This window comes from Mesorhizobium sp. LNHC232B00, assembly GCF_000502435.1.
GTDB classification, from domain to species: domain Bacteria; phylum Pseudomonadota; class Alphaproteobacteria; order Rhizobiales; family Rhizobiaceae; genus Mesorhizobium; species Mesorhizobium opportunistum.
Genome location: NZ_AYWP01000008.1, coordinates 110,636 through 135,560 on the forward strand (window position 1 = coordinate 110,636; position 24,925 = coordinate 135,560).

Here is a 24,925-nt window from a genome sequence, read left to right on the forward strand (position 1 = left end):
AGCGAGTTTGACCGTGAACGACGTAACTACCGGCTTGGATACGCTCGAAAATTCCCTGATGGCCGACATCGCATCGGCCGCCGATGAGCCGGCCATCGAAGCCGTGCGTATTGCCGCCTTCGGCAAGAAGGGCACCGTGTCCGAAATGCTGAAGACGCTTGGCGCCATGACCGCCGAGGAGCGCCAGGTGAAGGGCCCTGCCATCAACGGCCTCAAAAACCGGGTCACTGAGGCTCTGACGGCCCGCAAGGCTGAACTGAAGGACGTGGCGATCGCCGCGCGGCTGGCTTCCGAGAAGGTCGACGTGACGCTGCCGGTGCGGCAGTCGCCGGCCGAGCGCGGCCGTATCCATCCGATCAGCCAGGTCATCGACGAGATCGCGGCGATCTTCGGCGATCTCGGCTTCGCCATCGCCGAAGGGCCGGATATCGAGACCGACTATTACAATTTCACCGCGCTGAATTTCCCCGAAGGCCATCCGGCGCGCGAGATGCACGACACCTTCTTCTTCCAGCCGGACGAGAAGGGCGAGCGCAAGCTTTTGCGCACCCACACCTCCCCGGTGCAGATCCGCACCATGGAGAAGCAGAAGCCGCCGATCCGCATCGTCATTCCGGGCAAGACCTACCGGCAGGATTCCGACGCCACCCACTCGCCGATGTTCCATCAGGTCGAGGGTCTGGTGATCGACAAGTCGGCCAATGTCGCCAACATGAAGTGGGTACTGGAAGAGTTCTGCAAGGCATTCTTCGAGGTGCCCTCGGTCAAGATGCGCTTCCGGCCGTCCTTCTTCCCGTTCACCGAGCCTAGCCTCGAGGTCGACATCCAATGCGACCGCTCGCGGCCCGGCGAAGTGCGCTTCGGCGAAGGCTCCGACTGGATGGAGATCCTCGGCTGCGGCATGGTGCACCCCAACGTGCTGCGCGCCGGCGGGCTCGATCCGGACGAGTACCAGGGTTTTGCCTGGGGCATGGGCATCGACCGCATTGCCATGCTGAAATATGGCATGCCGGACCTGCGCGCCTTCTTCGATGCCGACGTGCGCTGGCTGTCGCATTACGGTTTCAGGCCGCTCGACATGCCGACACTGTTCGGAGGCCTGAGCGCGTGACAGCCCTGAACATTCCTGCTGCCAGCTATTACGGAACAGCATCATGAAATTCACCCTCTCCTGGCTCAAGGATCATCTCGAGACCGACGCCACGCTCGCCGAGATCGTCGAGCGGCTGACCTCGATCGGCCTCGAAGTCGAGCATGTCGACGACAAATCGAGCCTGAAACCCTTCGTTATCGCCAAAGTGCTGACGGCGATGCAGCACCCAGATGCCGACCGGCTGCGGGTGCTGACCGTCGACACCGGCGACGGCAAGCCGCCGGTGCAAGTGGTGTGTGGAGCGCCGAACGCCCGCGCGGGCCTGATCGGCGCCTTTGCCGCGCCCGGCACCTATGTGCCCGGCATCGACGTAACGCTGACGGTCGGCAAGATCCGGGGCGTCGAAAGCCACGGCATGATGTGCTCCGAGCGCGAACTGGAGCTTTCCGACGAGCATAACGGCATCATCGACCTGCCCGCCGATGCGCCGGTCGGCACCAGCTTCGCGACCTATGCGCATCTCGACGATCCGGTCATCGAGATCAATCTGACGCCGAACCGGCCTGATGCGACCAGCGTCTACGGCATCGCCAGGGATCTGGCGGCAAGCGGGCTCGGCCGTCTCGTCGGTGGCGCCATCATGCCCCACGCCGGCAGCGGCATGTGTCCGGTCAAGGTGACGATCGAGGCCCCGGAACTCTGTCCCGGCTTCGCGCTCAGGCTGGTGAAGGGCGTGAAGAACGGCCCGTCGCCGAAATGGCTGCAGCAGCGGCTGATCGCCATTGGCCTTCGGCCGATCAGCGCGCTGGTCGACATCACCAATTACGTCACCTTCGATCGTGGCCGGCCGCTGCATGTGTTCGATGCCAGGAAGGTCGCCGGCAACCTGGTCGTGCGCCGCGCGCGCGACGGCGAGAAGGTGCTGGCGCTCGACGGCCGCGAATACACGCTGACGCCGGAGATGTGCGTGATCGCGGATGACGATGGCGTCGAATCGATCGCCGGCATCATGGGCGGCGAGCATTCCGGCTGCGACGAGAACACCACCGACGTGCTGATCGAATCCGCGCTTTGGGAACCGATCACCACCGCCCGCACCGGCCGCACGCTCGGCATCATCACCGATGCGCGCTATCGCTTCGAACGCGGTGTCGATCCCGAATTCATGGTGCCAGGCCTAGAGCTGGCAACGAAACTGGTGCTCGATTTCTGCGGCGGCACGCCGACGGAGGTCGAAGTGGCCGGCTACACCGGCCACCAGCCCAAGATGGTCTCCTTCCCGCTGTCGGACATCAAGCGCCTGACCGGGATCGAGGTTCCGAGAACGGAAAGCCTGGACATTCTCTCGCGCCTCGGTTTCACGGCGGACGGATCGGGCGATGTCGTCAACGTGACCGTGCCCTCCTGGCGTCCCGATGTCGACGGCAAGGCCGACCTGGTCGAGGAGGTGATGCGCATCCACGGCGTCGACAACATCGCCCCGCAGCCACTCGGCGCGCATGACGCGGTCAATGCAAAAATCCTCACCACGCTGCAGGTGCGCACCCGCACGGCCAAGCGCGCATTGGCAGTGCGCGGCATGATGGAGGCCGTCACCTGGTCGTTCATCCCGGCAAGGCATGCCGAGCTGTTCGGCGGCGGCCAGACGGCGCTCAAGCTCGCCAACCCGATCGCCGCCGATATGTCCGACATGCGGCCCTCGCTGCTGCCGGGGCTGATCGCCGCTGCCCAGCGCAATGCCGACAAGGGCATCGGCGACGTGGCGCTGTTCGAAGTCTCGGGCACCTATGAGGGCGACGGCGCCGACCAGCAGCGCCGCGTCGCTGCCGGCGTGCGCCGCGGCACCGCCAAGCTCGACGGCTCTGGCCGCAACTGGGCCGGCAATTCCGGGCCGGTCGGCGTGTTCGACGCCAAGGCCGATGCGATGGCGGCACTCGAAGCCTGCGGCGCGCCGGTCGACCGGCTGCAGATCGAGGCGGGCGGTCCGGCCTGGTACCATCCCGGCCGCTCAGGCACGATCAAGCTCGGGCCGAAGACCGTGCTCGGCACGTTCGGCGAATTCCACCCGAAGACGCTGGAAGGGCTCGACGTCTCCGGACCGCTGTGCGGCTTCGAAGTGTTCGTCGACGCCGTGCCCGAGCCGAAGGCCAAGCCGACGAAGACCAAGCCGAGGCTGGGTCTGTCCGCCTTCCAGGCGGTGAAGCGCGACTTCGCCTTCGTCGTCGATAGATCCGTCGAGGCCGGCACGCTGGTGCGCGCCGCCCTTGCCGCCGACAAGAAGCTGATCACTGGTGTCTCGGTCTTCGACATCTTCGAGGGTGCATCGCTCGGCGCCGACAAGAAATCGATCGCCATCGAAGTGTCGATCCAGCCGGTCGAAAAGACGCTGACCGACGAGGATTTCGAGGCGCTCGCCAAGCGCATCGTCGAGAATGTCGGCAAGCAGACCGGCGGTGTTCTGCGCGGCTGAAGCAATTCCAGGAAAAGTGTTTAGCGGTTTTCCGTTCGGAATTGCGCAGGAATTATGGATTGCGGGCAGATGGCGAATCGTCCTCCAAAAGGCGATGGACCATCTGCGCTATTCCGGGCTGCCGTTCGAAGCACAACGCGAAGCGTTTCTCGACATCGTGTCGGCCGATCCGCTCGTCCGCGAAGCGCTGGTGCGTGCCCGAGCGCTCAACCTTCCGGACTGGCTGGTGGTTTCCGGCGCGCTCTACAACAGCGTCTGGAACCATCTGACCGGCAAGCCGTCGGGCTACGGCATCAAGGATGTCGACTTGTTCTATTTCGATGATGCGGATTTATCCTACGAGGCCGAGGACGCCGTCATTCGCCGGGCGGCACCGCATTTCGAAGGGCTGGCATTGCCGGTCGAGGTGCGCAACCAGGCGCGGGTGCATCTGTGGTATCCGCAGAAGTTCGGGCAGCCCTGCCCGCGCTATACGAGTTCCAGCGACTCGGTTGGGCATTTTGCCTCGAAGACCCATGCGGTCGGGGTGCGATACGATGCCGACGGGCAATTGGAGCTTGTGGCGCCGTTTGGGGTCGACAACATTTTTTCGTTCCGCATCACGCCCAACCGGGTGATGGATAACCAGCGAACGCATGATGCGAAGGGCCGCCGCGCGAAGGAATATTGGCCGGAGATTTCGGTGGTGCCTTGGTAGGGAATGTCGACGCGAGGCGCCCCCCTCTGGCCTGCCGGCCATCTCCCCCTCAAGGGGGGAGATTGACAGCTTGGCCGCCGCGCACATCTCTCAACGTTGACGATTAGCGAAAGCCGAAAGGAAAGCCGATCTCCCCCCATGAGGGGGAGATGTCCGGCAGGACAGAGGGGGGCGCCTCGCGCCGGCCTCACAACAAGAGCGCCGATGCGCTCCTCACCCATTCACCAGCGCCAGCAACTCCTCCGTGTAGCGCTTGCCAACCACCTTATCGGGCGAAAGCGCGTCACCAATCGCCGCCACCTCGGCCGCGCTCAGTTCGATCGCGGCCGCCGCGGTGTTCTGCTCCAGATGACGTATCTTTCTTGCGCCGGGGATCGGCACGATGAAATCGCCCTGGTGCAGCACCCAGGCGAGCGCCAGCTGCGCCGAGGTGACGCCTTTTTCAGCCGCCATCTTCTCCAGCGTGGCGACAATTTTGGCGTTGGCTTCCATCGCCTCGGTCTGGAAGCGTGGCAAGGTGCGGCGCCAGTCATCGTCGCTCAAGGCCTCGGGGTTGGCGATCGTACTCGTCAGCAGGCCACGACCCAGCGGGCTGTAGGGAACGAAGCCGATGCCGAGTTCGCGGCAGACGGCGAACACCTCGTCTTCCGGGTCGCGGCTCCACAGTGAATATTCGCTCTGCACGGCCGCGATCGGATGCACGGCGTGCGCCCGGCGGATGGTCGCGGCACTCGCTTCCGAAAGGCCGAGCGCCCGCACCTTGCCCTCGCGCACCAGTTCGGCCATGGCGCCGACCGTGTCTTCGATCGGCACGCTGGGATCGACGCGATGCTGGTAATAGAGGTCGATCACATCGGTGCCCAGCCGCTTCAGCGATGCCTCGGCGACAGCCTTGACGTGCTCGGGGCGGCTGTCGACGCCGGCCATGCGGTCCATACCGGCACCTTCCTCCAGGATCTTGAAGCCGAATTTGGTGGCGATGGTCACCTTGTCGCGCACCGGCTTCAGCGCCTTGCCGACCAGAATCTCGTTCTCATAGGGGCCGTAGACCTCCGCCGTGTCGAAGAAATTGACCCCGATGTCGACGGCGCGGCGCAATGTGGCGATCGCTTCAGCCTCCGGCTGGCCGCCATAGGCGAAGCTCATGCCCATGCAGCCGAGGCCGACGGGGTGGACGTTCAATTCAGTTCCTAGCTTGCGGGTTTGCATAACGCGTCTCCTTGTTGCAATGCGGGACAAATAGCGCCTTGCCTTGTGTTCGATAATCGGCTCTCATTTGCACGGGCTGTTCTAGAATATAGATCAATGAACCGAGCGCACCTTTCCCAACTGGCCGTGCTGGCAACCGTCGCCCAATGCGGCAGCTTTCGCGGCGCCGCTAGGGAGTTGGCCATCGCGCCGTCGGCGGTTAGCCACGCAGTGTCCAGCCTGGAAGCCCGGCTTGGTGTTCGCCTCCTGTCGCGCAGCACACGCAGTGTCGCGCCCACCGAAGAAGGTGCGCAATTGCTGGAACGGCTGCGGCCGGCGCTGTCTGAGATCGACCTGGCGCTGGAGACGGCGGTTGAAGCGCGCGACCGGCCCGCCGGCAATCTGCGGCTCAGCGTGCCGCGCACGGCAGCGCATCTGGTGCTGACGCCAAGGCTGGGCGCTTTTGCGGCAGCCTACCCCGACATCGTGCTTGAGATCGTCGTCGAGGATCGCTTCACCGACGTGGTGGAAGGTGGCTTCGATGCCGGCGTGCGACTCGGTGAGAGCCTGCAGCGCGACATGATCGCGGTGCGCATCGGGCCGGATATTCGCGGTGCGGTGGTCGGCGCGCCGGCCTATTTCGAAGCGATGCCCAGACCGCGCCACCCGCGCGACCTTGCCGGCCATCGCTGCATCCGTTTCCGCTTTTCCAGCGGCATCCTCTATCGCTGGGAATTCGAGAAAGGGAGCGAGGAGATCGAGATGGCGGTGGAAGGGCCGCTGATCCTCGACGAGGACCATCTGATCGCGCAGGCCGCGGTCGACGGCGCCGGGCTGGCCTTCGTCTTCGAGCCCTATGTCCGCGCGCCGCTCGCCGACGGCAGGCTGATCCGCGTGCTGGAGGACTGGTGCCCGTCCTTCGACGGGTTCTTCGTCTACTATCCGAGCCGCCGCCAGATGCGTCCGGCGCTGAGGGCTTTCGTGGATTTCTTCAAGGTGAGCGCATGAGGCGCGCTTTACCTTCTCTCTTGTGGGGAGGGTCGGCTCGCAGTCGGAGCGAAGCGGAGATTGCGAGACGGGGTGGGGGTACGCTACGAAGACCCCCACCCCGATCCGCTGCGCGGATCGACCCTCCCACAAGGGCATATGCGCTAAGATAGTTTCGGCATGGACTGAAATTTGCGCTTTCGTGGTGGCTCACGCCATCGATGTCGCAAGGCACGGAGATTTTGGCGCAGGGTTGCCAAGGGAGGCTGAGCAAAGATCGCTGCGATCAGAGAGGCGACGATCTGGCGGGTGGCGCGCCACAGCAGCGGGCGCCCGTCGCTCAAGGGGGAGAGACACCCAACTCCTGCGAAAGGGGTTCGGTCACAAGCGCGATGAGGAAGTGGGCAAGAATCCAAGGCCTTGCGATCCTTGGGTCTTTGGCGGGAGGCGCGCGCAGTCCGATCAGGCTCTTCAGGCGCTTGAAAGCGAGTTCGATGCGCCAGCGCATGCGATAGAGCTTGAGAACTGTACCGGAGGGAAACTCCTCCTGGTCAAGCGAGGTCACAAGGATGACAAAGCCGGCGGCAATCAGCGTCTCCGGTTGAACCTGCTTGCCCTTGGCCTTGGCTTCCTTGTTGATTTTGCGCCGCGCTTCTTGTGTCGCGGCCTCGGATTTGCGCAAGGCGATCAGGCGCATCTTCAGGGGCTCACCCTTCTTGAGGCCCAGCCAGACAGGCGTTTCGATGACCTCCTCCCGGCAGCTCTTCAGGTGGCCGATGAGATCGAACGCCTTGCCGCTGGCGTCGAGCCATCGCACATTCTTCCACGGCGCGCGCACGACAACGTCGCCGTCTTGCGCCATGACCTTTGCGATCCGCTCGGCCTGCAGATAGGCGCGGTCGCCGATGCGGATCTCGCCCGGCACCACCGGCACGCGGTCGATCAGCTCGGCCTCGCTCTGGTCGGTGATCTCGAGGAAATCGAACTGCTCGCGCTCAAGATCGAAGGCGCAGTGCATACGCCAAAGGCCATTGTTCTTCTTCTCATGCACACCCGCCTTGGCAACCGACGTCGCATCGAGGATGCGGATCAGCCGACCCTTAGGCAAGCCTTCCTCCTCGCACTTCAAAAGATGCCCGATCAACTGCTGCAGCCAGGGTCCTGCATTGCGCAGCCGCCCGAGCAACGCCACGTCCGAGATGTCAGCGATCCCGCTTGCCGCCGCCCAGGCCACGACGCCCCGCATGCCAACCTTGCCAAGGCAGTAAGCCAGTGTCAGGCGCAACAGATCAGTAGCCGACCTGACGCCCCGCGGCCGCAGAAACGCCTTCGTATCGCGGGCAATCCCCGCAATCAACTCTTCACCGCCGAGCAGCTCAATCGTCTCGGCCCAGCCGTCATCTACAAGCGATTCGTGTGTCATCGCAGCGTAGAATCACAACCGATTCCCCACTGCAACGCCTATCTTAGCGCATATGCCCACAAGGGGGAGGGTGAGGAGCGCTGGAAGAAAACCGTCCTGCCGTTCGTTCGCCTCCCATGCAGGCGTCAATCACCAACACCGCGACCCGCTACGGCTGGGCAACCATTCTTATTCACTGGCTGATCGGGATCATCTTCATCGGTCAGTTCGGGCTCGGCTTCGTCATGGTGCGGCTCACCAGCCAGCGCACCGCCTTCGAGCTGATCCAACTGCACAAATCCCTGGGCTTCCTGCTGCTTGGCCTCATCATCCTGCGCATCGCCTGGCGGCTCGGCAATGCGGCGCCGGCCCTGCCGTCCTCGGTCGGCACGCTTGAGCGGCGCGCCGGGCCGATGGCGCATCTGGCGCTCTATGCCTTCCAGATCGCCTTGCCCTTGTCAGGCTGGGCATTGGTGTCGGTGTCGACGCTGGAAATCCCGACCATGCCATTCAACCTGTTCGTGATGCCCAGCCTGCCGCTCGCCGAGTCCGACTTTGCCGAAAGCTTCTGGGCATCGGTGCATTGGTATCTCGCCTATGCCGGCATCGCGCTCGTCGCGCTGCATGTCGCCGCCGCGTTGCGCCATCACTTCCTGCTGCGCGACAGCGTGCTCACGCGCATGATCACACCTTCGTCAAGCCGGGATTAGATCTGGCCGGGAATAGAACTGGCAGTTGGTTCGTTGGTGGGGCGAGGACGCGAACAGCGTTGCCTCCAAAAAGGATTACTCCCCATGTATGCACGCATCTTCGGATTTGCGGCGGTTGCCGCTTGTCTTGCCATGCCTGTTTCAGCGGCCATTTCGCTTGGTGACGCCGCTGGCAGCTACACGATCAATCCGGCAGCCTCCAGCATCCGTTTCACCATCGGCAAGGCCGGTGGCGGGGGCTTCGATGGCGCCTTCGGCCGCTTCAAGGGCACGATCCGCATCGACAATTCCGATGTCGGGCGCTCCAAGGTCGACTTTACCATCTATCCGGAAAGCGTCGGCACCGGCCAGGGCCGCATCGATGCCTTCCTGCGCTCCGACGCTGTGTTCGACGCCGCCAACAGCCCGGAGATCCAGTTCCGTTCGACCAGCGTGACCCGCACCGGCGACACATCAGCCCTTGTCACCGGCCGGCTGACGGCACGCGGCAAGACGTTCGCGGAAAAGTTCACCGCCGAGTTCGATGGGTCGAAGGGCGGCACGATCAAGTTCCACGTCACCGGCAAGGTGTTGAGGTCGCGTTACGGCATGGATGTCGGCACGCCGCTCTATTCCAACATCGTCGACTTCGACATGTCGCTAACGGGTAAGCGGGGCTAACCCCGGGGTAAGCGGGGCTAACCCGGGGTAAGCGGGGCTGACCCGGGGTAAGCGGGGCTGACGTGGGGTAAGCGGGGTCAGTTGCCACGGCACATCGCATTGGCTTTTCCGGCGACTTCAGGCAAACCTCGTCGCCTGTAAAAATCGACATGGAGAAGCGTGATGTTCCGATGGGGTGTGTTGTCGACGGCCAAGATCGGCCGCGAGCAGTTGTTGCCGGCAATTGTCGAGGCGGAGAACGGCGTGCTGTCGGCGATCGCCAGCCGCGACCTGTCGAAGGCCAAGGCATTGGCCGAGCGCTTCGGCGCACGCCATGCTTTTGGCTCCTATGAGGAACTGCTTGCCTCCAAGGACATTGACGGCGTCTACATCCCGCTGCCGACCTCGCAGCATGTCGAATGGACGGCGAAGGCCATCGAAGCCGGCAAGCATGTGCTGGTGGAAAAGCCGCTGGCGCTCGACGCCAAGGACATCCCGCCGCTGATCCAGCTGCGCGACCAGAAGAAGGTGCTGGTCTGCGAGGCGTTCATGGTCATCTATCATCCGCAGTGGATCAAGGTGCGCGATCTCATCGCCAGCGGCGCCATCGGCCGGCTGCGCCACGTGCAGGGCGCGTTTTCCTATTACAATGTCGATCCCAATAACATGCGCAACCAGCTCGATCTCGGCGGTGGCGCGCTGCCCGACATCGGCGTCTATCCGACCGTGTCGACGCGCTTTTCGACCGGCAAGGAGCCGCTGCGCGTGCAGGCGACGATCGAACGCGACAAGAAATTCGGCACCGACATCTACTCCTCGATCCGCGCCGATTTCGGCGACTTCGAACTGTCCTTCTATTTGTCGACGCAAATGGCGGCGCGGCAGGTGATGGTGTTCCACGGCGAGAAGGGTTTCATCGAGGTTTTTTCTCCGTTCAACGCCGGCCTCTACGACCATCACCGCGTCGAACTGCACAACCAGAACCACACCGAGGCGCAGGTGTTCCGCTTTCCGGGCACGCAGCAATACCGGCTGGAGGTCGAGACCTTCGCGCGGGCGGCGCAAGGCGGCAAGGAGCGCGTCTTCACACTGGAGGAGTCCGTGCTCAACCAGAAGGTCATCGACGCCATCTTCCGCGCCGGCGGCAAGGACGGCTGGGAGGCTGTCTAGCTGCTTGCATTAAAATAGCCGGCTAACTCTCGGAGGGGCAATGGCTGACGATGCGGATGTGATCATTGTGGGCGCCGGCCTGGCTGGGCTGGTTGCGGCCGCCGAACTTGCCGAGGCCGGCAAGAAGATCATCATCGTCGACCAGGAGCCGGAGCAGTCGCTGGGCGGTCAGGCGTTCTGGTCGTTCGGCGGGCTTTTCCTCGTCGATTCACCCGAGCAGCGGCGCATGCGCATCCGCGATTCGCATGATCTGGCGCTCGAGGACTGGCTGGGCACCGCAGCTTTCGACCGGCCGGAAGATTACTGGCCCCGCAAATGGGCGGAAGCCTATGTCGGCTTCGCCGCCGGCGAGAAGCGCTCCTGGCTGATGGAGCGCGGCTTGAAGTTCTTCCCCGTGGTCGGCTGGGCCGAACGCGGCGGCGGCAATGCCATCGGGCACGGCAATTCGGTGCCGCGCTTCCATGTCACCTGGGGCACCGGCCCCGGCGTGCTGGAACCCTTCGTCCTGCGCGTACGCGAGGCGCAAAAGCGCGGCTTGATCAGCTTCAGATTCCGCCACCGCGTCAACGAACTGACGCGGACGGGCGCTGCCGTCACCGGTGTGCGCGGCGACATCCTTGAGCCGAGCATGGTCGAGCGCGGCCACAAGAGCTCGCGCGAAATATCAGGCGATTTCGAAGTTCATGCACAAGCGGTGATCGTCGCTTCCGGCGGCATCGGCGCCAACCATCAGCTTGTCCGGAAAAATTGGCCCAAGCGGCTTGGCGCGGCGCCGAAGCGCATGATCACCGGCGTGCCCGACCATGTCGACGGCCGCATGCTGGCGATCACGGAGCAGGCCGGCGGCTCGATCATCAACCGCGACCGCATGTGGCACTATGTCGAGGGCATCAAGAACTGGGCGCCGATCTGGACCGATCACGCCATCCGCATCCTGCCTGGCCCGTCGTCGCTGTGGCTCGATGCCCGTGGGAAACGCCTGCCGGTACCGCTCTATCCCGGTTTCGACACGCTGGGCACGCTCAGCCATATTATGAGCACCGGCTTCGACTATTCCTGGTTCATCCTGACCAAGAAAATCATCCAGAAGGAGTTCGCCCTGTCGGGCTCGGAGCAGAACCCGGACCTGACCGGCAAGAGCTGGCGCCAGGTTCTCGGACGCGCCACCTCGGGCATTCCGGGACCAGTGAAAGCCTTCATGGACAAGGGCGAGGACTTCATCGTCGAGGCCGATCTCTCGAAGCTGGTCACCCGCATGAACGCGCTGGCCGGCGGCGAGCCGCTGCTCGAGCTTGCCCAGGTCGAGCGCGAAATCCGCGCCCGCGACCGGCAGCTGGACAACCCGTTCTCCAAGGACATGCAGGTCACCGCGCTGCGTGGCGCGCGAGCCTATCTCGGTGACCGGCTGATCCGCACGGCCAAGCCGCACAAGATGCTCGACCCGGCGAATGGCCCACTGATCGCGGTGCGTCTCAACATCCTGACGCGCAAGACGCTGGGCGGCCTGCAGACCGATCTCGACAGCCGCGTGCTGGGCGAGGATGGCCAGCCGGTGCCGGGACTCTATGCGGTTGGCGAGGCCGCCGGTTTCGGCGGCGGCGGCGTGCATGGCTACGCCGCGCTGGAAGGCACGTTCCTCGGCGGCTGCATCTTCTCCGGCCGCGGCGCAGGCCGGGCAGCGGCCGCGGCTATACAGTAAACTTGGGTGGCCAGCCTGCGCTCACCAGAGCCAGGCGCCCTGGCCGAGGGCCGCCACCGCGTCGACGATCCGGGTGAAGCTGGCGCGGGCGCGGCTGACCGTGTGCCTGGCCCGGAGATAGCCGTGCACCAGCCCCGGTTCCTCGAACCAATATGCCCGTCCGCCCGCCGCGACGATGCGGTCGCGGTAGGCCTCGCCGTCTGATGACAGCGGGTCGCACTCGGCTGTGATCAGCACCGTCGGCGGTAGGTTGGCGAAATCGGCGTCGGCGAGCGGCGACAACGTTATGTCGCCGGTCCGGTCCACTCCGCCGGTGCGGATATGCTTGTAGAATTCTACATCGCGCGCCGTCAGCATCGGCGCCTCGGCATGCGTCACATAAGAGCCGCGCGAGCGGTCGCCGCCGAGGCCGGGATAGATCAGCACCTGGCCAAACGGCCCTATCGCATGACCCCGCGTGGCATGGCTGACGGCGGCGCAGAGATTGCCGCCGGCGCTGTCGCCGCAAAGCACGATGGGATGGTCGCGATTTGCCACCGCCCATTCGAAGGCGCTCATCGCATCGTCGAAGGCGGCCGGATGCAGGTGCTCCGGCGCCAGCCGGTAGTCGACCGAGACCACCTCATATCCGGTGCGGGCGCAGAGTTCGGCGCAGACATCGTCATGGCTGTCCAGCCCGCCAAGGATGAAGCCGCCGCCATGGATATAGAGCACCGTCGCCGCTGCCTGGCGCGCGCTTCGGTAAAGGCGGATCGGGATGTCGTGCGTCGATGTCGCTATGGCGGAGGTTTCGACCGCAACGCCCTCGGGATAGCCGGCAAAGAATTCCCGGCACATGCGGTCATAAATCGCGCGCTGTTCGGCGATCGTGTAGTCGATCGTATCGGGCGGGTAATAGGAATTGGTGCGTTCGATGAAGGCCCAGGTCTCGGCGTCGATGAGGGTGCTGTAGTCGATCATGGAAGAAGGCCAATCTGTGATGCAAGCGCCCGAGCGCCCCCCTCTGACCTGCCGGCCATCTCCCCCTCTAGGGGGGAGATTGGATGTCGCGAAAGCTTTCGCCAATCTTTTGCGTCGCAAGAAGAGCGCCGAGACCGAAACAGCCAATCTCCCCCCTTGAGGGGGAGATGTCCGGCAGGACAGAGGGGGGCGCCACGCGCCGTCATCTCCGCGGGCTCACTTCCCCTTCCACACCGGGTCGCGCTTCTCGGCAAAGGCGCGAAAACCTTCCATGTTGTCCTCGGAACCGTAGAGCGCATCGACGGTCGCCAACTGGCGGCGCGTCACCCGGTTCATAGCATCCTGGAAGGTCAGCGTCTCGGCGACGCGCGCGGTCTCCTTGATCGCGGCGAAGACCAGCGGCGGGCCGCCGGCGAGCAGCCTTGCGATCTCCCAGACGCGGTCCTCGAGCTTGTCCTTGGGCAGCACTTCGTTGACCAGGCCCCAGCGATGCGCCTCGGCGACGTCCATCCAGCGGCCGGTAAGCAGAAGGTCCATGGCGACATGGTAGGGAATGCGCTTCGGCAGCTTGATCGTCGCGGCGTCGGCAAGCGTACCGGCGCGGATTTCGGGCAGTGCGAAGGAGGAATGGTCGGAGGCGTAGATGAGGTCGCAGGACAGCGCCAGCTCGAAGCCGCCGCCGACCGCCATGCCGTTGACGCAAGCAATGACCGGCTTGTTGAGGTCGCGCAGCTCCTGCAGGCCGGCAAAGCCGCCGACACCATAGTCTCCGTCGACCGCGTCGCCGCCGGCAGCCGCCTTCAGGTCCCAGCCGGCGCAAAAGAACTTGTCGCCGGCGGTCTTGACGATGGCGACGCGAAGCTCCGGATCGTCGCGGAACGCCTTGAAGGTCTCGCCCATCAGCCGTGACGTCTTCAGGTCGATGGCGTTGGCCTTGGGCCGGTCGAGCGTGACCTCGAGGATGGTGCCCTCGCGGCGGGTCGAAATGACGTCAGACATTCTTGTTGTCTCCCAGCACCAGCAGCGCGTCGGCGATCCAGGCAGCCTTGCCTTCCGCGCAGACGATCAGCGGGTTAATGTCCAGTTCCTCGATCTCGCCGGCATTCATCTGCACGAAGGCGGCGATACCCGCGATGGCATCGATGGCGGCCTGGACATCGGCCTTCGGCCGGCCGCGATAGCCTTCGAGCAGCGGGAACAGCTTGAGACCGCGCAGTGCGGCCTCGATGTCGTCGCGCGTTGCCGGCAGCATCAGCGTGACGCTGTCGCGCAGCAATTCGACCAGCACGCCGCCGGTGCCAAGCGTCATCACCGCGCCGAACATCGGATCGCGGGTGAAGCCGACGATCAGTTCGGCTACGCCGTCGCGCACCATGCGCTCGACATAGAGCCCGGTGCCGAGCGGCAGCAGATCATGCGCCGCCGTGCTGACCGATTCCGCGTCCTTGAGGTTCAGCCTGACAGCGCCGACTTCGGATTTATGGGTGACGCCCAGCGCCTTCAGGGCAACGGGAAAGCCGAGTGCCATCGACGAGATCACCGCCTCGACGGCATTGCCGGCGCGCTCGCCCTTCGGCACCGGCAAGCCGGCCGTGATCAGCCGCGCCTTGGCTTGCGCCTCGTCAGGCGTGACATGCTCCCCACCGGCGGCACCCGAGGCGGAGGTGTCGACCGGCTGCGCCTGCGGCTCGCGCCAGGCCCAGCCGATGAAGGCGGCGGCCTGGGCGGCGTCCATCGCCTCGGAAATGCCGAACAGCGGCACCATGCCCCGCGCCATGAGCTCGGCGGTGTATTCCTCGGGCAGGTTCTCCGGCAGCGAGGAGACGATGGCGCCGTGCGCCTTGTTGGTCTTCAGCGCCGATTCGAAGGCGCGCAGCGTCGCCCACCAGTCGGTGACCGAGCAGCGGTCCGGGCGCGGAAAGTCGAGCACCAGCATGTTGAGGTCAAAGCCGCCCGACACCATGGCGGTGAAGGTGGCCGTCATCGCCGGCTCGTTGTTCCAGATGAAAGTGTGGTAGTCGAGCGGGTTGGCGACCGCGACCAGCGGCCCGAGCGTCGATTTGACATGCGCGCGATGGCTGTCGGTGAGAACCGGGAAGTTGACCCAGCGGCCTTCGGCGCTGTCGGCCATGACCGACGCTTCGCCGCCCGAACAGCTCATCGACGACAGCCGATAGCCGGGCAGCGGGCCGGTGATGTGCAACAGCTTCAGCGCTTCGATGAAGGCCGGGATGGAATCGACGCGAGCGATGCCGAGCCGCCTGAGGAAAGCGCCCGAGGCCGCGTCCGAGCCGGCGAGCGAAGCGGTGTGCGAGACCGTCGCCTGCCGCGCCTGCTCGGAACGGCCGACCTTCATGGCGATGATCGGCTTTTTCAGCTCGCGGGCACGCGCGGCCAGTCTTTCAAAGCCGGCTACCGAATCGAAGGCCTCGATATGCAGGCCGAGCGATGTTACCCGCTCGTCCTCGATCAGGCCCAGCGCCATTTCGGAGAGGCCGGTCTGCGCCTGGTTGCCCGCGGTCATCAGGAAGGCGATCGGCAGGCCGCGCTTCTGCATCGTCATGTTGATGGCGATGTTGGAGGACTGGGTGATGATTGCGACGCCTTTGCCGCCTTGTTCCAGCCGGATGCCGCCATGCTGGTCGGGCCACAGCAGCGCGCCATCGGCATAATTGATCAGGCCGTAGCAGTTGGGCCCGATGATCGGCATCTCGCCCGCCGCCGCCACCAGCTCGGCCTGCAGCCGCTCGCCATCATCGTCATAGGCCTCGGTTTCGAGGAAGCCGGCGGCAAAGCAGACGGCGCCGCCGGCACCCCGCTCGGCCAGCGCCTTGACGACCTCGATGGTCAAATGCCGGTTGACGCCGACAAAGGCGGCATCCGGCGCGCCGGGCAGATCCGCCACGGACCGATAGGCCTTGCGTCCGGCAACCTCGTCCTTGGTCGGGTGCACCGGCCAGATTTCGCCGGCAAAGCCCATCTTGATCGATTGCGCGACCACGGCGGCGGCCTGCACGCCACCGAACACGGCGATCGATTTCGGGCGCAGGAGACGCTCAAGCTTATGCATATATCATGCCCCGAACGGGCGCAGCAGCGCCCGCGAAATGATGTGGCGCTGGATTTCCGACGTGCCTTCCCAGATGCGTTCGACGCGAGCGTCGCGCCAGATGCGCTCCAGCGGCAGGTCGTCCATCAGCCCCATGCCACCATGGATCTGGATCGCCTCGTCGGCGACGAAAGCGAGCATTTCGGTGGCCTTCAGCTTGGCCATGGCCATGTCCTGGTCGGTGACTGTGCCCTGATCGTACTTCCAGCCGGCTTCGAACACCATCAGGTCGGCGGCCTTGAGCTCCGTCGCCATGTCGGCGAGCTTGAACGACACGCCCTGGAACTTGCCGATCTGCTGGCCGAACTGCTGGCGCTGCGCGGAATATTCGATGGCATGGCCGAGCGCCCGCTCGGCACGGCCGAGACAGGTGGCGCCGACCTGCAGGCGGGTGGCGCCGAGCCAGGAATTGGCGACGTCAAAGCCCTTGTGCACTTCGCCGAGAACCTGGCTTGCCGGCAAACGGCAATCGTCGAATTCAAGGATGGCGTTGGTGTAGCCGCGATGCGAGACGTTGCGGTAGCCGTCGCGCACCGTGAAACCCTTGGTGCCCTTGTCGACGAAGAAGGCGGTGATCTTCTTGCGCTTGCCGCGCGCCGTCTCTTCCTCTCCCGAGGCCATGAAACAAATCGCGAAATCGGCAAGATCGGCGTGGGAGATAAAATGCTTGGTGCCGTTCAGCACCCAGTCGTCGCCGTCCTGCACGGCGGTCGCCTTCATGCCGCGCAGGTCCGAGCCGGCGCCCGGCTCGGTCATCGCCAGGCAGTCCCATTTCTCGCCACGGATGCAAGGGAACAGGTATTTCTCGCGCTGCTCCGGCGTGCCGGCGAGCAGGATGTTGGAGGGGCGCGCCACGCAGGTCCAATGCAGCGCGTAGTTGGCGCGGCCGAGTTCCTTTTCGTAGAGAAGCCATGTCACCGTATCGAGGCCCGCGCCGCCGACATCGGCGGGCATGTTGGCGGCATAGAGACCGGCTTCGATCGCCTTGGCCTTGATCTCCTCGATCAGTTCGCGGCGCAGCACGCCGGTGCGTTCGACCTCGCGCTCATGCGGGTAAAGCTCATTCTCGACGAAGGCGCGCGTCGTCTCGACAATGAGCTTCTGTTCCTCCGACAGACCGAAATCCATGGTCTTCAGCCTTTCTTCTTTTTCTTCGGCTTTTCGGCTTTCTTCACCGGCTTGCCGGCCTTGGCCTTCTCGGCCGCCTTGGAGGCCTCCGGCTTCTTCGCCGCCAGCTTGGCCAGCTGCTTGGTATAGTCCTTGTGCAGGGCGCCGGCGCCCCAGCCCTTGCCCTTGTTCTGCTTCGACAGCGCATCCATGATCGCGACCAGATTGTCGTCGCGGATCTTTTCCAGCTCGCGGATCGACAGGCCGTGGGCCTGGTCGTCCGACTGGGTGGCGATCAGGTCGACCAGTTCGTCGTTGAACTCCGGCACGTCCATCAGCTTGGTCCACGGCCATTTCAGGCACGGCCCGAACTGCGCCATGAAGTGGCGCATGCCGGCCTCGCCGCCGGCGACGCGATAGACCTGGAACATGCCCATCTGCGCCCAGCGCAGGCCGAAGCCATAGCGCATGATGTCGTCGAGTTCCTCGACGGTGCAGATGCCGTCCTTGATCAGCCACAGCGCCTCGCGCCATGCCGCTTCGAGCAGGCGGTCGCCGACGAAGGCTTCTATCTCCTTGCGGATGACGACAGGCTTCATGCCGATCGAGGCATAGATCTCCCTGGCGACCTCGATCGCCTCGGGAAAGGTCTGTTCGCCGCCGACGATCTCGACCAGAGGCAGCAGATAGACCGGGTTGAACGGATGGCCGACAACCAACCGCTCCGGATGCTTCTTCATCGCCACCTGCATGTCGGTCGGCTTGATGCCGGAGGTGGAAGACCCGACGATGGCGTTGGCCGGTGCGTGGGTATCGATCTCGGCCAGCACGCGGTGCTTGAGGTCGAGCCGTTCCGGCACGCTTTCCTGGATGAAATCGGCATCGGCGACCGCTTCGGCGATGGTCTTGGCGAAAGTCAGCTTGCCCTCCTTGGGCAGGCCGCCGGGAACCATCTGCTTGTAGGCGCGCCGCGCGCCTTTCATCACTTCCGAAACCTTGCGCGAGGCCTCGGGATCGGGATCGAAGATCGACACGTCGATGCCGTTCAAGAGAAGGCGCGCCACCCAGCCGGCGCCGATGACACCGCCGCCGATGGCGGCTGCCTTGTTGACGATGCTCATGCGGATGCTCCGGTTCTTGTCTTGGCTGTTGTGGGATCGACGAGGGGCACGCGCTCGCCGGCGCGAATGACCGAGGGGTCGTAAGCCTTGCGGGCAAAGACCTCGAGCACGAAGGGCCGGAAAAACTCGATCGGCAGCGTGTCGTAGTCGGGGTCGAAGCTCGACTGGTCCCAGCGTTCGCAAAACTGGTCGCAATCGTCGAAATAGGCGTGGCCGGCGAAGCGGTCGCGGGCATGGCGATTGCCGCCCACATGATGGGCGTAATAGAGGCGCTGGAAATCGCCGTGCTTTTCCACCACCCACGTGCATTGCTCGCGCACGAAGGGCTTCAGGATCGAAGCGGCATACTCATCGTGATTATAGGGCGCATAGATGTCGCCGATGTCGTGCAGCACCGCGCAGGCGATCCAGTCGGTGTCGGCGCCGTCACGCCAGGCGCGCGTCGCCGCCTGCAGCGAATGGCCGAGCCGCGTGATCTTGTAGCCGGAGAGGCCCTCGTCGAGCTGCACCAGCGCGTCGAGCAACCGCTCGCCGGTCTTGGCGGCGTAGTCGGTTTCATGCGCGGTCAGGAACTCGTAATCGTCCCTGTCGCCATCCTTCATCGCGGTGAATTTGACGGTTGTCATCGTCGACTCCCTCAAGTCACGCTGCGATCGGCGCCCGCTTGGTCAGGTTCAGCTTCTTGCGCACTTCTTCCGGTCCGATGATCCTGGCGCCGAGATTGGTGACGATGCTGGCGGCGCGCTCGACCAGCTGCGCGTTGGTCGCAAGAACCCCTTTGTCGAGCCAGAGATTGTCTTCCAGCCCGACGCGGACATTGCCGCCGGCCAGCACCGCCGCGGCGGCATAGGCCATCTGGTTGCGGCCGATGGCGAAGGCAGACCAGTTCCAGGTCGACGGCACATTGTTGACCATGGCCATGAAGGTGTTGAGGTCGTCAGGCGCGCCCCACGGCACCCCCATGCAGAGCTGCACCAGCGCATCGGGATTGAGCACCTTTTCCTCGACCAACTGCTTGGCGAACCAGAGATGGCCAGTGTCGAAGGCCTCGATCTCAGGCTTGACGCCGAGCGCCGTCATCATGCCGCCCATGGCGCGCAGCATGCCGGGCGTGTTGGTCATGACGTAGTCCGCTTCGGCGAAGTTCATGGTGCCGCAATCCAGCGTGCAGATCTCCGGCAGGCACTGACGCACATGCTCCATGCGGTTGGTGGCGCCGCCCATGTCGGTGCCCTTTTCGTTGAGCGGCAGCGGGGCTTCGGGCGAGCCGAAGACCATGTCGCCACCCATGCCGGCTGTGAGATTGAGCACGACATCGACATTGGCTTCGCGGATGCGCTCGGTGACTTCGCGGTAGAGACGCACGTCGCGCCTAGGCTTGCCGGTTTCGGGGTCGCGGACATGGCAGTGGACGATCGCGGCACCGGCCTTGGCCGCATCGATGGCCGAATCGGCGATCTGCTTGGGCGAGCGCGGCACATGGGGAGAGCGGTCCTGCGACCCGCCGGATCCGGTCACGGCACAGGTAATGAAGACCTCACGGTTCATCGCGAGCGGCATGGAACTCTCCTCCCATAGAAACAGATTTCAACAATGACTGACTTGCCGGAAACTGTTTTGCGTTTTACGAAGCTTCCATGATCAAAAGCGAAAAACCGACTATCTTTCGCGCCGAGCGCTCGCCGCTCAAGGTGACGCTGCTGGTGTTTTCCGGCTCGTCGATCATGTGCGTGGCCTCGGCCGTCGATCCGTTGCGCGCCGCCAACCGCATCTCCGGCGAGACCCTGTTCGATTTCAAGCTGGTCTCGGTGACCGGCGAGGCTCTGGTCACCACATGCGGGCTGCCGGTGGCGGTCAGCGGCCGCTTCGACGCGGCCGAGCCAACCGACGTTCTCGTCGTCGTCGCCGGTTTCGGCACCCAGAATTATGCCACGACAGCGCTGCTGTCAGGGCTGCGGCGAGCGGCTCGCGCGGCCCGCGCATGCGGCGGCGTCGAGGCCGGCACCTGGCTAGTGGCCCGCGCCGGCCTGCTGGAGGGGCGCAGCGCCACCACCCACTGGGAAGACATGGAGGATTTCTCGTCGGCCTTTCCCGGCATCGATGTCCGCCCGGATCGCTATGTCATCGACGGGCCGGTGTTCACATCGGGCGGCGCCTCGCCGACCTTCGACCTGATGTTGCATTTGATTCGCACGCGGCTCGGCATGGCCGTAGCGCTCGATGTCGCCAGCGTCTTCATCTACGACCAGGCCCGTGCCGCGACCGACGCACAGCCATTGGTCTCGCTCGGCCGGCTCGACGGCTACGATCCGCGCCTGGCGCAGGCCATCCGGCTGATGGAATCGCATGTCGACCAGCCGCTAACCATCGAAGCGGTGGCCAAGCGCGCCGGGGTGACGGCACGAACGCTGGAAAGCATTTTTCGCAGATCGATCGGGGAGACCCCGGGCGCCTACTATCTCAGGCTGCGGCTGGGCGCGGCGCGCCGGCTGGTGGTCGACACGCGGGTGGCCATGGCGGATATTGCCGGGCGGACAGGGTTCTCGTCCGCCGCGGCATTTTCCAGAGCGTTTTCAAGAGCTTTCGGCGAAGCACCAGTCAGGCTGCGCAGAGGATAGTTTTAGTTCGGGGAGATTATGCGGCGTTCTGACGATCGCCGCCAGCGTCGATCTGCGAGCGCATCTGTCTCGCCAGCCGGACTTCAAAACGGTTGCTGACGGCGCGATCCCATTGGTTTTTCACGTCGTCGGTCGGCCTCGGCAGCGCCATCAGCCGGTCGATGATCGATCCGGTCTCGCCGGATGCCAGTAGGGCGTCGATTTCGCGTTCGTGCTGCATATCGGTTCGCCTCCTTCCTTTTCACCCGCCACAGGTACCTCTTATACGAGATACGTGACGGCTGTTTGAAGGCAAGAGCGAGGCCATTGAGGGGCGTCTGGGGGCAAAAGCTTGTCGCCGGACGGGCGCTTTGGTGCAGGCTGTTCCAGGGCGGCGGGAGTGTTATCCAGCCGCCCTCGAGCAATACGAATCGGCCTTCCGTCTCAGACGTAACGGTTGACGATATTTTCCAGCAGTTCCTGGCGGCCGGAGCGCGGCTGCGGCTCGATCTTCTTCTTCACCACGCGCTCGGCGATCTCCTCCAGCGTGCGCTTGCCCGACAGCATTGCCTTGGCCTCGGCGCTGTTCCAGCCGGCATAGCGCTCGGCAAGGGGCGCGGACAGTGCCTTGTCCTCGACCATGCGGGCGGCGGCCTTCAGGCCGCGTGCGCAGGCGTCCATGCCGCCGATATGACCGATCAGCAGATCCTGCGGATCGAGCGACTGGCGGCGCAGCTTGGCGTCGAAGTTGGTGCCGCCGGTCTTGAAGCCGCCGGCCTGCAGGACCTGATAGTAAGCCAGCGCCATTTCCGGCACGTTGTTGGGGAACTGGTCGGTGTCCCAGCCCGACTGGTAGTCGTTGCGGTTCATGTCGATCGAGCCGAAGACGCCGAGCGCATTGGCCAGCGCCAGCTCGTGCTCGAAGGAATGGCCGGCCAGGATGGCATGGCCCTGCTCGATGTTGAGTTTTACTTCCTTCTCCAGGCCGAAGCGCTTGAGGAAGCCGTAAACGGTGGCGACGTCGTAATCGTACTGGTGCTTGGTCGGCTCCTGCGGCTTCGGCTCGATCAGGATGGTGCCCTTGAAGCCGATCTTGTGCTTGTAGTCGACGACGAGGCTGAGGAAGCGCCCGGCCTGTTCCTGTTCGCGGCCAAGGTCGGTGTTGAGCAGCGTCTCATAGCCCTCGCGGCCGCCCCACAGCACGTAGTTCTCACCCTTCAGCCGCTTGGTAACGTCGATGCAGCTTTTCACCGTCGCCGCCGCATAGGCAAAGACATCCGGATCGGGATTGGTGGCGGCGCCCGACATGAAGCGGCGGTTGGAGAACAGGTTCGCCGTGCCCCACAAGAGCTTGACGCCGGTCTGCTTCATCTTGCCGGCAAAGTAGTCCGCAATCTCGTCGAGGCGAGCGGCACTTTCGGAAAAGTCCTTGCCTTCCGGCCGCACGTCGGCGTCGTGGAAACAGAAATAAGGTGCGCCGAGCAGCGAGAACATCTCGAAGGCGACGTCGGCTTTCAGTTTCGCCAGTTCCATCGTGTCGACGCCGCCGGCCTTGGGGAACCACGGGCGGTCGAAAGTCTGGCCGCCGAACGGATCGCCGCCCGGCCAGGCGAAGGAATGCCAGTAAGCGACGGCGAAGCGCAGATGGTCTTCCAGCCGCTTGCCCGCCACCACCTCATCGGGGTTGTAGAACCGGTAGGCCAGCGGATTGGTCGAATCCGGTCCCTCGTATTTGATCTTCTGGATGTCGCCGAAAAATCCGCTGCTCATGATTGCTGTCCTCTCTCGAATAGGGCTCGGGTAATTCGCCTTGATTACCTCAGGCGTAATTGGTTTCGGGTCCGCGGTGGTCGAAAAGGCTCATGTCAAAGCCGTCAAGCAAAGGAGACAGAGCATGACCGACCTCAACACAATCGCCGAGGGCTACATCACCGCCTGGAACGAAAGCGATGCCAGCCGCCGCGCCGAACTGCTGAAGGCCACCTTCACCGAAGACGTCAGCTATCGCGATCCGATCATGCAGGGCGACGGACACGAAGGCGTCGCGATCCTGATCGACGGCGTGCAGCAGCGCTTTGCCGGCTTCCGGTTCTCGCTGAAGGGCACGCCGGACGGGTTTGCCGACAAGATCCGCTTCTCCTGGAATCTCGGCCCGGAGGGCACGCCGTCCGTTATCGAAGGCACGGATATCGGCATCATCGAGAACGGCCGCCTGAAGAGCGTCACCGGCTTCCTTGACAAGGTGCCGACGCAGTGAGGGTTTCTGGGTAAGGCAGGTGCGAGGCGCCCCCCTCTGGCCTGCCGGCCATCTCCCCCTCAAGGGGGGAGATTGGCTGTCTTTCCCGCCTTCGCTAATTATCAACCTTGCAAGACGAGCAAAGCCGTCAACGCTGCCGATCTCCCCCCTAGAGGGGGAGATGCCCGGCAGGGCAGAGAGGGGCGCCTCGCGCTCACTCACGCGGTCACAGCCCTGATCGCCGGATAAAGCGCCCGGTAGCGGTGGTAGGCAGCGGCGTAAGCACCGCCAAGCGCTGCATCCGGTTCGATCGTGGCGTCCGTCTTAGGCGCCGTGCACACCGCCAGCGGATCCGCGCCGGTCGCCGCGATCAGGCCGAGCCTGGCGGCGCCGAAGGCGGCGCCGAAATCGCCGTCGGCTGGAATATCCACCGGCAGCTGCAGCGCGGTGGCGATCGCCTTCAGCCAGTAACGCGAGCGCGAGCCGCCGCCGATCGCCGTCACGCGCGTCAGCACGGTGCCGGCTGTCTTCAGGGCTTCGAGACTGTCGCGGAAGGCAAAGGCGACGCCTTCGAGCACCGCCTGGGTCAGCACCACACGGCTCGATTCATGCGCCAGCCCGGTGAAGGAGCCGCGAATGGCGGAATCATTATGCGGTGTGCGCTCGCCCGAAAGGTAGGGCAGGAAGGACACGCCGCTCGGTGCCTTCAACGCATCGCCGAGTTCCGTTGTCAGCTCGCCCGCGCCCTTGCCCGTGATCTCCGACAGCCAGTTGAGCGAATCGGTCGCGGACAGGATGACCCCCATCTGGTGCCAGGTGTTGGGCAGCGCATGGCAGAAGGTATGGACCGCACTTGCCGGGTTGGGCAAATAGGAGGCGTTGGCGGCAAACAGCACGCCCGACGTGCCCAGCGAAACAAAGGCATGGCCGGCACCGACGGTGCCCATGCCGCAGGCCGAAGCCGCATTGTCGCCGGCGCCGCCGGCAACCGGGATGCCCGCCTCGGCGCCCCATTTCGATGCCAATTCACCGCGCAATCCGCCGGCCTTCTCGGTGCCCTCGACAAGGGCCGGCATTTGTTTCTCGTCGAGCGAGGTAGCGGCGAGCAGGTCCGCGGACCAGCGGCGCTTGCCGACATCGAGCCAGGCCGTGCCGGCCGCGTCGGACATTTCCGAAATGTGTTCGCCGGTCAGCCAAAGCCGCAGGAAATCCTTCGGCAGCAGAACCTTGGCCACTTTGGCGAAGACCGCGGGCTCGTTGTTCTTCACCCAGGCGAGCTTGGGCGCGGTGAAGCCAGGAAAGACGATGTTGCCGGTGAGTGCGCGGAAACGCGGATCGGCGTCCAGTGCTGCCGCCTCGACATGGCTGCGTGTGTCGTTCCACAAGATGCAGGGGCGCAGAACATGATCGGCCGCATCGAGCAAGGTCGCGCCATGCATCTGGCCCGACAGGCCGATGCCTTTCACCGCCGCGAACTGCCGGGGATGGGAAGCTTTCAGTTCGGCAATCGCCTCTTCGCAGGCGCGTATCCAGTGCGAAGGATCCTGTTCGGACCAGCCGGGATGCGGCCGCGAGACGTCAAGCGAACCATGGCCGGAGCCGATGACGGATTGTCCGGCATCGATCAGCAGCGCCTTGACGCCCGACGTGCCCAGGTCGAGGCCGAGATACATGTTATCCTCCCATGCCATTATTTTTTTCGGATCTCGAAAAAATCTGGCCGAGCCAGTTTTTAAGGCA

At 64.5% G+C, this 24,925-nt stretch carries 22 protein-coding genes; 10 read left to right on the plus strand and 12 right to left on the minus strand.

Annotated features, from left to right (window positions below; translation table 11 throughout):
* The first annotated feature begins 58 nt into the window (after positions 1 to 58).
* From pheS to X743_RS156150, 3 genes are all read left to right on the plus strand, one after another.
* Positions 59 to 1,111, plus strand: coding sequence for a phenylalanine--tRNA ligase subunit alpha (pheS, locus tag X743_RS156160; protein ID WP_032923031.1), 1,053 nt, complete (start codon positions 59 to 61; stop codon positions 1,109 to 1,111).
* A gap of 43 nt (positions 1,112 to 1,154) precedes the next feature.
* A complete protein-coding gene (pheT, locus tag X743_RS156155) occupies positions 1,155 to 3,563 on the plus strand; it encodes a phenylalanine--tRNA ligase subunit beta (RefSeq protein WP_023765629.1) in 2,409 nt (802 codons plus the stop codon).
* Positions 3,564 to 3,657: 94 nt separating this feature from the next.
* Positions 3,658 to 4,260 carry a nucleotidyltransferase family protein gene (locus X743_RS156150; RefSeq protein ID WP_023765630.1) on the plus strand — a complete coding sequence of 201 codons (603 nt, stop codon included), beginning with the start codon at positions 3,658 to 3,660 and terminating at the stop codon, positions 4,258 to 4,260.
* 213 nt (positions 4,261 to 4,473) lie between these two features.
* Here the strand turns inward: X743_RS156150 and X743_RS156145 are convergent, their stop codons facing one another.
* The gene (locus X743_RS156145; RefSeq protein ID WP_023765631.1) at positions 4,474 to 5,469 is read right to left on the minus strand and encodes an aldo/keto reductase; all 996 of its coding nucleotides are present in this window, start codon (positions 5,467 to 5,469) and stop codon (positions 4,474 to 4,476) included.
* 96 nt (positions 5,470 to 5,565) lie between these two features.
* Between X743_RS156145 and X743_RS156140 the strand changes: the two genes are divergently transcribed.
* Positions 5,566 to 6,456: a LysR family transcriptional regulator gene (locus X743_RS156140; RefSeq protein WP_023765632.1), complete on the plus strand. Its 891-nt coding sequence runs from the start codon at positions 5,566 to 5,568 to the stop codon at positions 6,454 to 6,456.
* Between the two features lie 319 nt (positions 6,457 to 6,775).
* Here the strand turns inward: X743_RS156140 and X743_RS156135 are convergent, their stop codons facing one another.
* A complete protein-coding gene (locus X743_RS156135; protein ID WP_023765633.1) occupies positions 6,776 to 7,858 on the minus strand; it encodes a transposase in 1,083 nt (360 codons plus the stop codon).
* Between the two features lie 116 nt (positions 7,859 to 7,974).
* On the opposite strand from X743_RS156135, the gene X743_RS156130 reads away from it, so the two are divergent.
* The 4 genes from X743_RS156130 to X743_RS156115 all read left to right on the plus strand — a co-directional run bounded on the left by X743_RS156130 (position 7,975) and on the right by X743_RS156115 (position 12,055).
* A complete protein-coding gene (locus tag X743_RS156130; protein WP_023765634.1) occupies positions 7,975 to 8,547 on the plus strand; it encodes a cytochrome b in 573 nt (190 codons plus the stop codon).
* 84 nt (positions 8,548 to 8,631) lie between these two features.
* Complete coding sequence (locus tag X743_RS156125; protein WP_023765635.1) at positions 8,632 to 9,207, plus strand: YceI family protein; 576 nt, start codon at positions 8,632 to 8,634, stop codon at positions 9,205 to 9,207.
* A gap of 162 nt (positions 9,208 to 9,369) precedes the next feature.
* On the plus strand, positions 9,370 to 10,356 hold the full coding sequence (locus X743_RS156120) for a Gfo/Idh/MocA family oxidoreductase (protein WP_023765636.1): 987 nt from the start codon (positions 9,370 to 9,372) through the stop codon (positions 10,354 to 10,356).
* A gap of 40 nt (positions 10,357 to 10,396) precedes the next feature.
* Entirely contained in the window at positions 10,397 to 12,055 is a 1,659-nt protein-coding gene (locus X743_RS156115) for an FAD-binding dehydrogenase (RefSeq protein ID WP_023765637.1), read from the plus strand.
* 21 nt (positions 12,056 to 12,076) lie between these two features.
* On the opposite strand, the gene X743_RS156110 is transcribed toward X743_RS156115, so the two are convergent.
* From X743_RS156110 to X743_RS156080, 7 genes are all read right to left on the minus strand, one after another.
* Positions 12,077 to 13,015 (minus strand): alpha/beta hydrolase, encoded by a 939-nt coding sequence (locus tag X743_RS156110; protein ID WP_023765638.1) that lies wholly within the window; start codon positions 13,013 to 13,015, stop codon positions 12,077 to 12,079.
* Between the two features lie 216 nt (positions 13,016 to 13,231).
* Positions 13,232 to 14,014: a carnitinyl-CoA dehydratase gene (locus tag X743_RS156105; RefSeq protein ID WP_023765639.1), complete on the minus strand. Its 783-nt coding sequence runs from the start codon at positions 14,012 to 14,014 to the stop codon at positions 13,232 to 13,234.
* Entirely contained in the window at positions 14,007 to 16,085 is a 2,079-nt protein-coding gene (locus X743_RS156100; protein ID WP_023765640.1) for an acetate--CoA ligase family protein, read from the minus strand. The genes X743_RS156105 and X743_RS156100 overlap by 8 nt, the downstream gene beginning before the upstream one ends.
* A 3-nt stretch (positions 16,086 to 16,088) precedes the next feature.
* Positions 16,089 to 17,252, minus strand: coding sequence for an acyl-CoA dehydrogenase (locus X743_RS156095; RefSeq protein ID WP_013891680.1), 1,164 nt, complete (start codon positions 17,250 to 17,252; stop codon positions 16,089 to 16,091).
* A 5-nt stretch (positions 17,253 to 17,257) separates the two neighbouring features.
* Entirely contained in the window at positions 17,258 to 18,352 is a 1,095-nt protein-coding gene (locus tag X743_RS156090; protein ID WP_023765641.1) for a carnitine 3-dehydrogenase, read from the minus strand.
* A complete protein-coding gene (locus X743_RS156085; protein WP_023765642.1) occupies positions 18,349 to 18,978 on the minus strand; it encodes an HD domain-containing protein in 630 nt (209 codons plus the stop codon). Before X743_RS156085 ends, X743_RS156090 begins: the two co-directional genes overlap by 4 nt.
* 16 nt (positions 18,979 to 18,994) lie before the next feature.
* Positions 18,995 to 19,912 carry a 3-keto-5-aminohexanoate cleavage protein gene (locus X743_RS156080; protein WP_023765643.1) on the minus strand — a complete coding sequence of 306 codons (918 nt, stop codon included), beginning with the start codon at positions 19,910 to 19,912 and terminating at the stop codon, positions 18,995 to 18,997.
* Positions 19,913 to 19,989: 77 nt separating this feature from the next.
* Here X743_RS156080 and X743_RS156075 point away from each other — a divergent pair, with 77 nt between their 5' ends.
* Entirely contained in the window at positions 19,990 to 20,970 is a 981-nt protein-coding gene (locus X743_RS156075; protein WP_023765644.1) for a GlxA family transcriptional regulator, read from the plus strand.
* A gap of 16 nt (positions 20,971 to 20,986) precedes the next feature.
* Here the strand turns inward: X743_RS156075 and X743_RS156070 are convergent, their stop codons facing one another.
* Both X743_RS156070 and xylA read right to left on the minus strand, forming a co-directional pair.
* Positions 20,987 to 21,190, minus strand: coding sequence for a hypothetical protein (locus X743_RS156070; RefSeq protein ID WP_013891685.1), 204 nt, complete (start codon positions 21,188 to 21,190; stop codon positions 20,987 to 20,989).
* 203 nt (positions 21,191 to 21,393) lie between these two features.
* Positions 21,394 to 22,719: a xylose isomerase gene (gene xylA, locus X743_RS156065; protein ID WP_023765645.1), complete on the minus strand. Its 1,326-nt coding sequence runs from the start codon at positions 22,717 to 22,719 to the stop codon at positions 21,394 to 21,396.
* A gap of 124 nt (positions 22,720 to 22,843) precedes the next feature.
* Between xylA and X743_RS156060 the strand changes: the two genes are divergently transcribed.
* A complete protein-coding gene (locus tag X743_RS156060) occupies positions 22,844 to 23,206 on the plus strand; it encodes a nuclear transport factor 2 family protein (protein WP_023765646.1) in 363 nt (120 codons plus the stop codon).
* 197 nt (positions 23,207 to 23,403) lie between these two features.
* Here the strand turns inward: X743_RS156060 and xylB are convergent, their stop codons facing one another.
* Complete coding sequence (gene xylB / locus X743_RS156055) at positions 23,404 to 24,858, minus strand: xylulokinase (RefSeq protein WP_023765647.1); 1,455 nt, start codon at positions 24,856 to 24,858, stop codon at positions 23,404 to 23,406.
* Positions 24,859 to 24,925: the final 67 nt, after the last annotated feature.

What these genes read in the sequence shown, in the direction of transcription:
- pheS (WP_032923031.1), top strand. Translation starts at nt 59, where the DNA reads ATGGCCGACATCGCATCGGCCGCCGATGAGCCGGCCATCGAAGCCGTG.
- pheT (WP_023765629.1), top strand. Translation starts at nt 1,155, where the DNA reads ATGAAATTCACCCTCTCCTGGCTCAAGGATCATCTCGAGACCGACGCC.
- X743_RS156150 (WP_023765630.1), top strand. Translation starts at nt 3,658, where the DNA reads ATGGACCATCTGCGCTATTCCGGGCTGCCGTTCGAAGCACAACGCGAA.
- X743_RS156145 (WP_023765631.1), bottom strand. Translation starts at nt 5,469, where the DNA reads ATGCAAACCCGCAAGCTAGGAACTGAATTGAACGTCCACCCCGTCGGC.
- X743_RS156140 (WP_023765632.1), top strand. Translation starts at nt 5,566, where the DNA reads ATGAACCGAGCGCACCTTTCCCAACTGGCCGTGCTGGCAACCGTCGCC.
- X743_RS156135 (WP_023765633.1), bottom strand. Translation starts at nt 7,858, where the DNA reads ATGACACACGAATCGCTTGTAGATGACGGCTGGGCCGAGACGATTGAG.
- X743_RS156130 (WP_023765634.1), top strand. Translation starts at nt 7,975, where the DNA reads ATGCAGGCGTCAATCACCAACACCGCGACCCGCTACGGCTGGGCAACC.
- X743_RS156125 (WP_023765635.1), top strand. Translation starts at nt 8,632, where the DNA reads ATGTATGCACGCATCTTCGGATTTGCGGCGGTTGCCGCTTGTCTTGCC.
- X743_RS156120 (WP_023765636.1), top strand. Translation starts at nt 9,370, where the DNA reads ATGTTCCGATGGGGTGTGTTGTCGACGGCCAAGATCGGCCGCGAGCAG.
- X743_RS156115 (WP_023765637.1), top strand. Translation starts at nt 10,397, where the DNA reads ATGGCTGACGATGCGGATGTGATCATTGTGGGCGCCGGCCTGGCTGGG.
- X743_RS156110 (WP_023765638.1), bottom strand. Translation starts at nt 13,015, where the DNA reads ATGATCGACTACAGCACCCTCATCGACGCCGAGACCTGGGCCTTCATC.
- X743_RS156105 (WP_023765639.1), bottom strand. Translation starts at nt 14,014, where the DNA reads ATGTCTGACGTCATTTCGACCCGCCGCGAGGGCACCATCCTCGAGGTC.
- X743_RS156100 (WP_023765640.1), bottom strand. Translation starts at nt 16,085, where the DNA reads ATGCATAAGCTTGAGCGTCTCCTGCGCCCGAAATCGATCGCCGTGTTC.
- X743_RS156095 (WP_013891680.1), bottom strand. Translation starts at nt 17,252, where the DNA reads ATGGATTTCGGTCTGTCGGAGGAACAGAAGCTCATTGTCGAGACGACG.
- X743_RS156090 (WP_023765641.1), bottom strand. Translation starts at nt 18,352, where the DNA reads ATGAGCATCGTCAACAAGGCAGCCGCCATCGGCGGCGGTGTCATCGGC.
- X743_RS156085 (WP_023765642.1), bottom strand. Translation starts at nt 18,978, where the DNA reads ATGACAACCGTCAAATTCACCGCGATGAAGGATGGCGACAGGGACGAT.
- X743_RS156080 (WP_023765643.1), bottom strand. Translation starts at nt 19,912, where the DNA reads ATGCCGCTCGCGATGAACCGTGAGGTCTTCATTACCTGTGCCGTGACC.
- X743_RS156075 (WP_023765644.1), top strand. Translation starts at nt 19,990, where the DNA reads ATGATCAAAAGCGAAAAACCGACTATCTTTCGCGCCGAGCGCTCGCCG.
- X743_RS156070 (WP_013891685.1), bottom strand. Translation starts at nt 21,190, where the DNA reads ATGCAGCACGAACGCGAAATCGACGCCCTACTGGCATCCGGCGAGACC.
- xylA (WP_023765645.1), bottom strand. Translation starts at nt 22,719, where the DNA reads ATGAGCAGCGGATTTTTCGGCGACATCCAGAAGATCAAATACGAGGGA.
- X743_RS156060 (WP_023765646.1), top strand. Translation starts at nt 22,844, where the DNA reads ATGACCGACCTCAACACAATCGCCGAGGGCTACATCACCGCCTGGAAC.
- xylB (WP_023765647.1), bottom strand. Translation starts at nt 24,858, where the DNA reads ATGTATCTCGGCCTCGACCTGGGCACGTCGGGCGTCAAGGCGCTGCTG.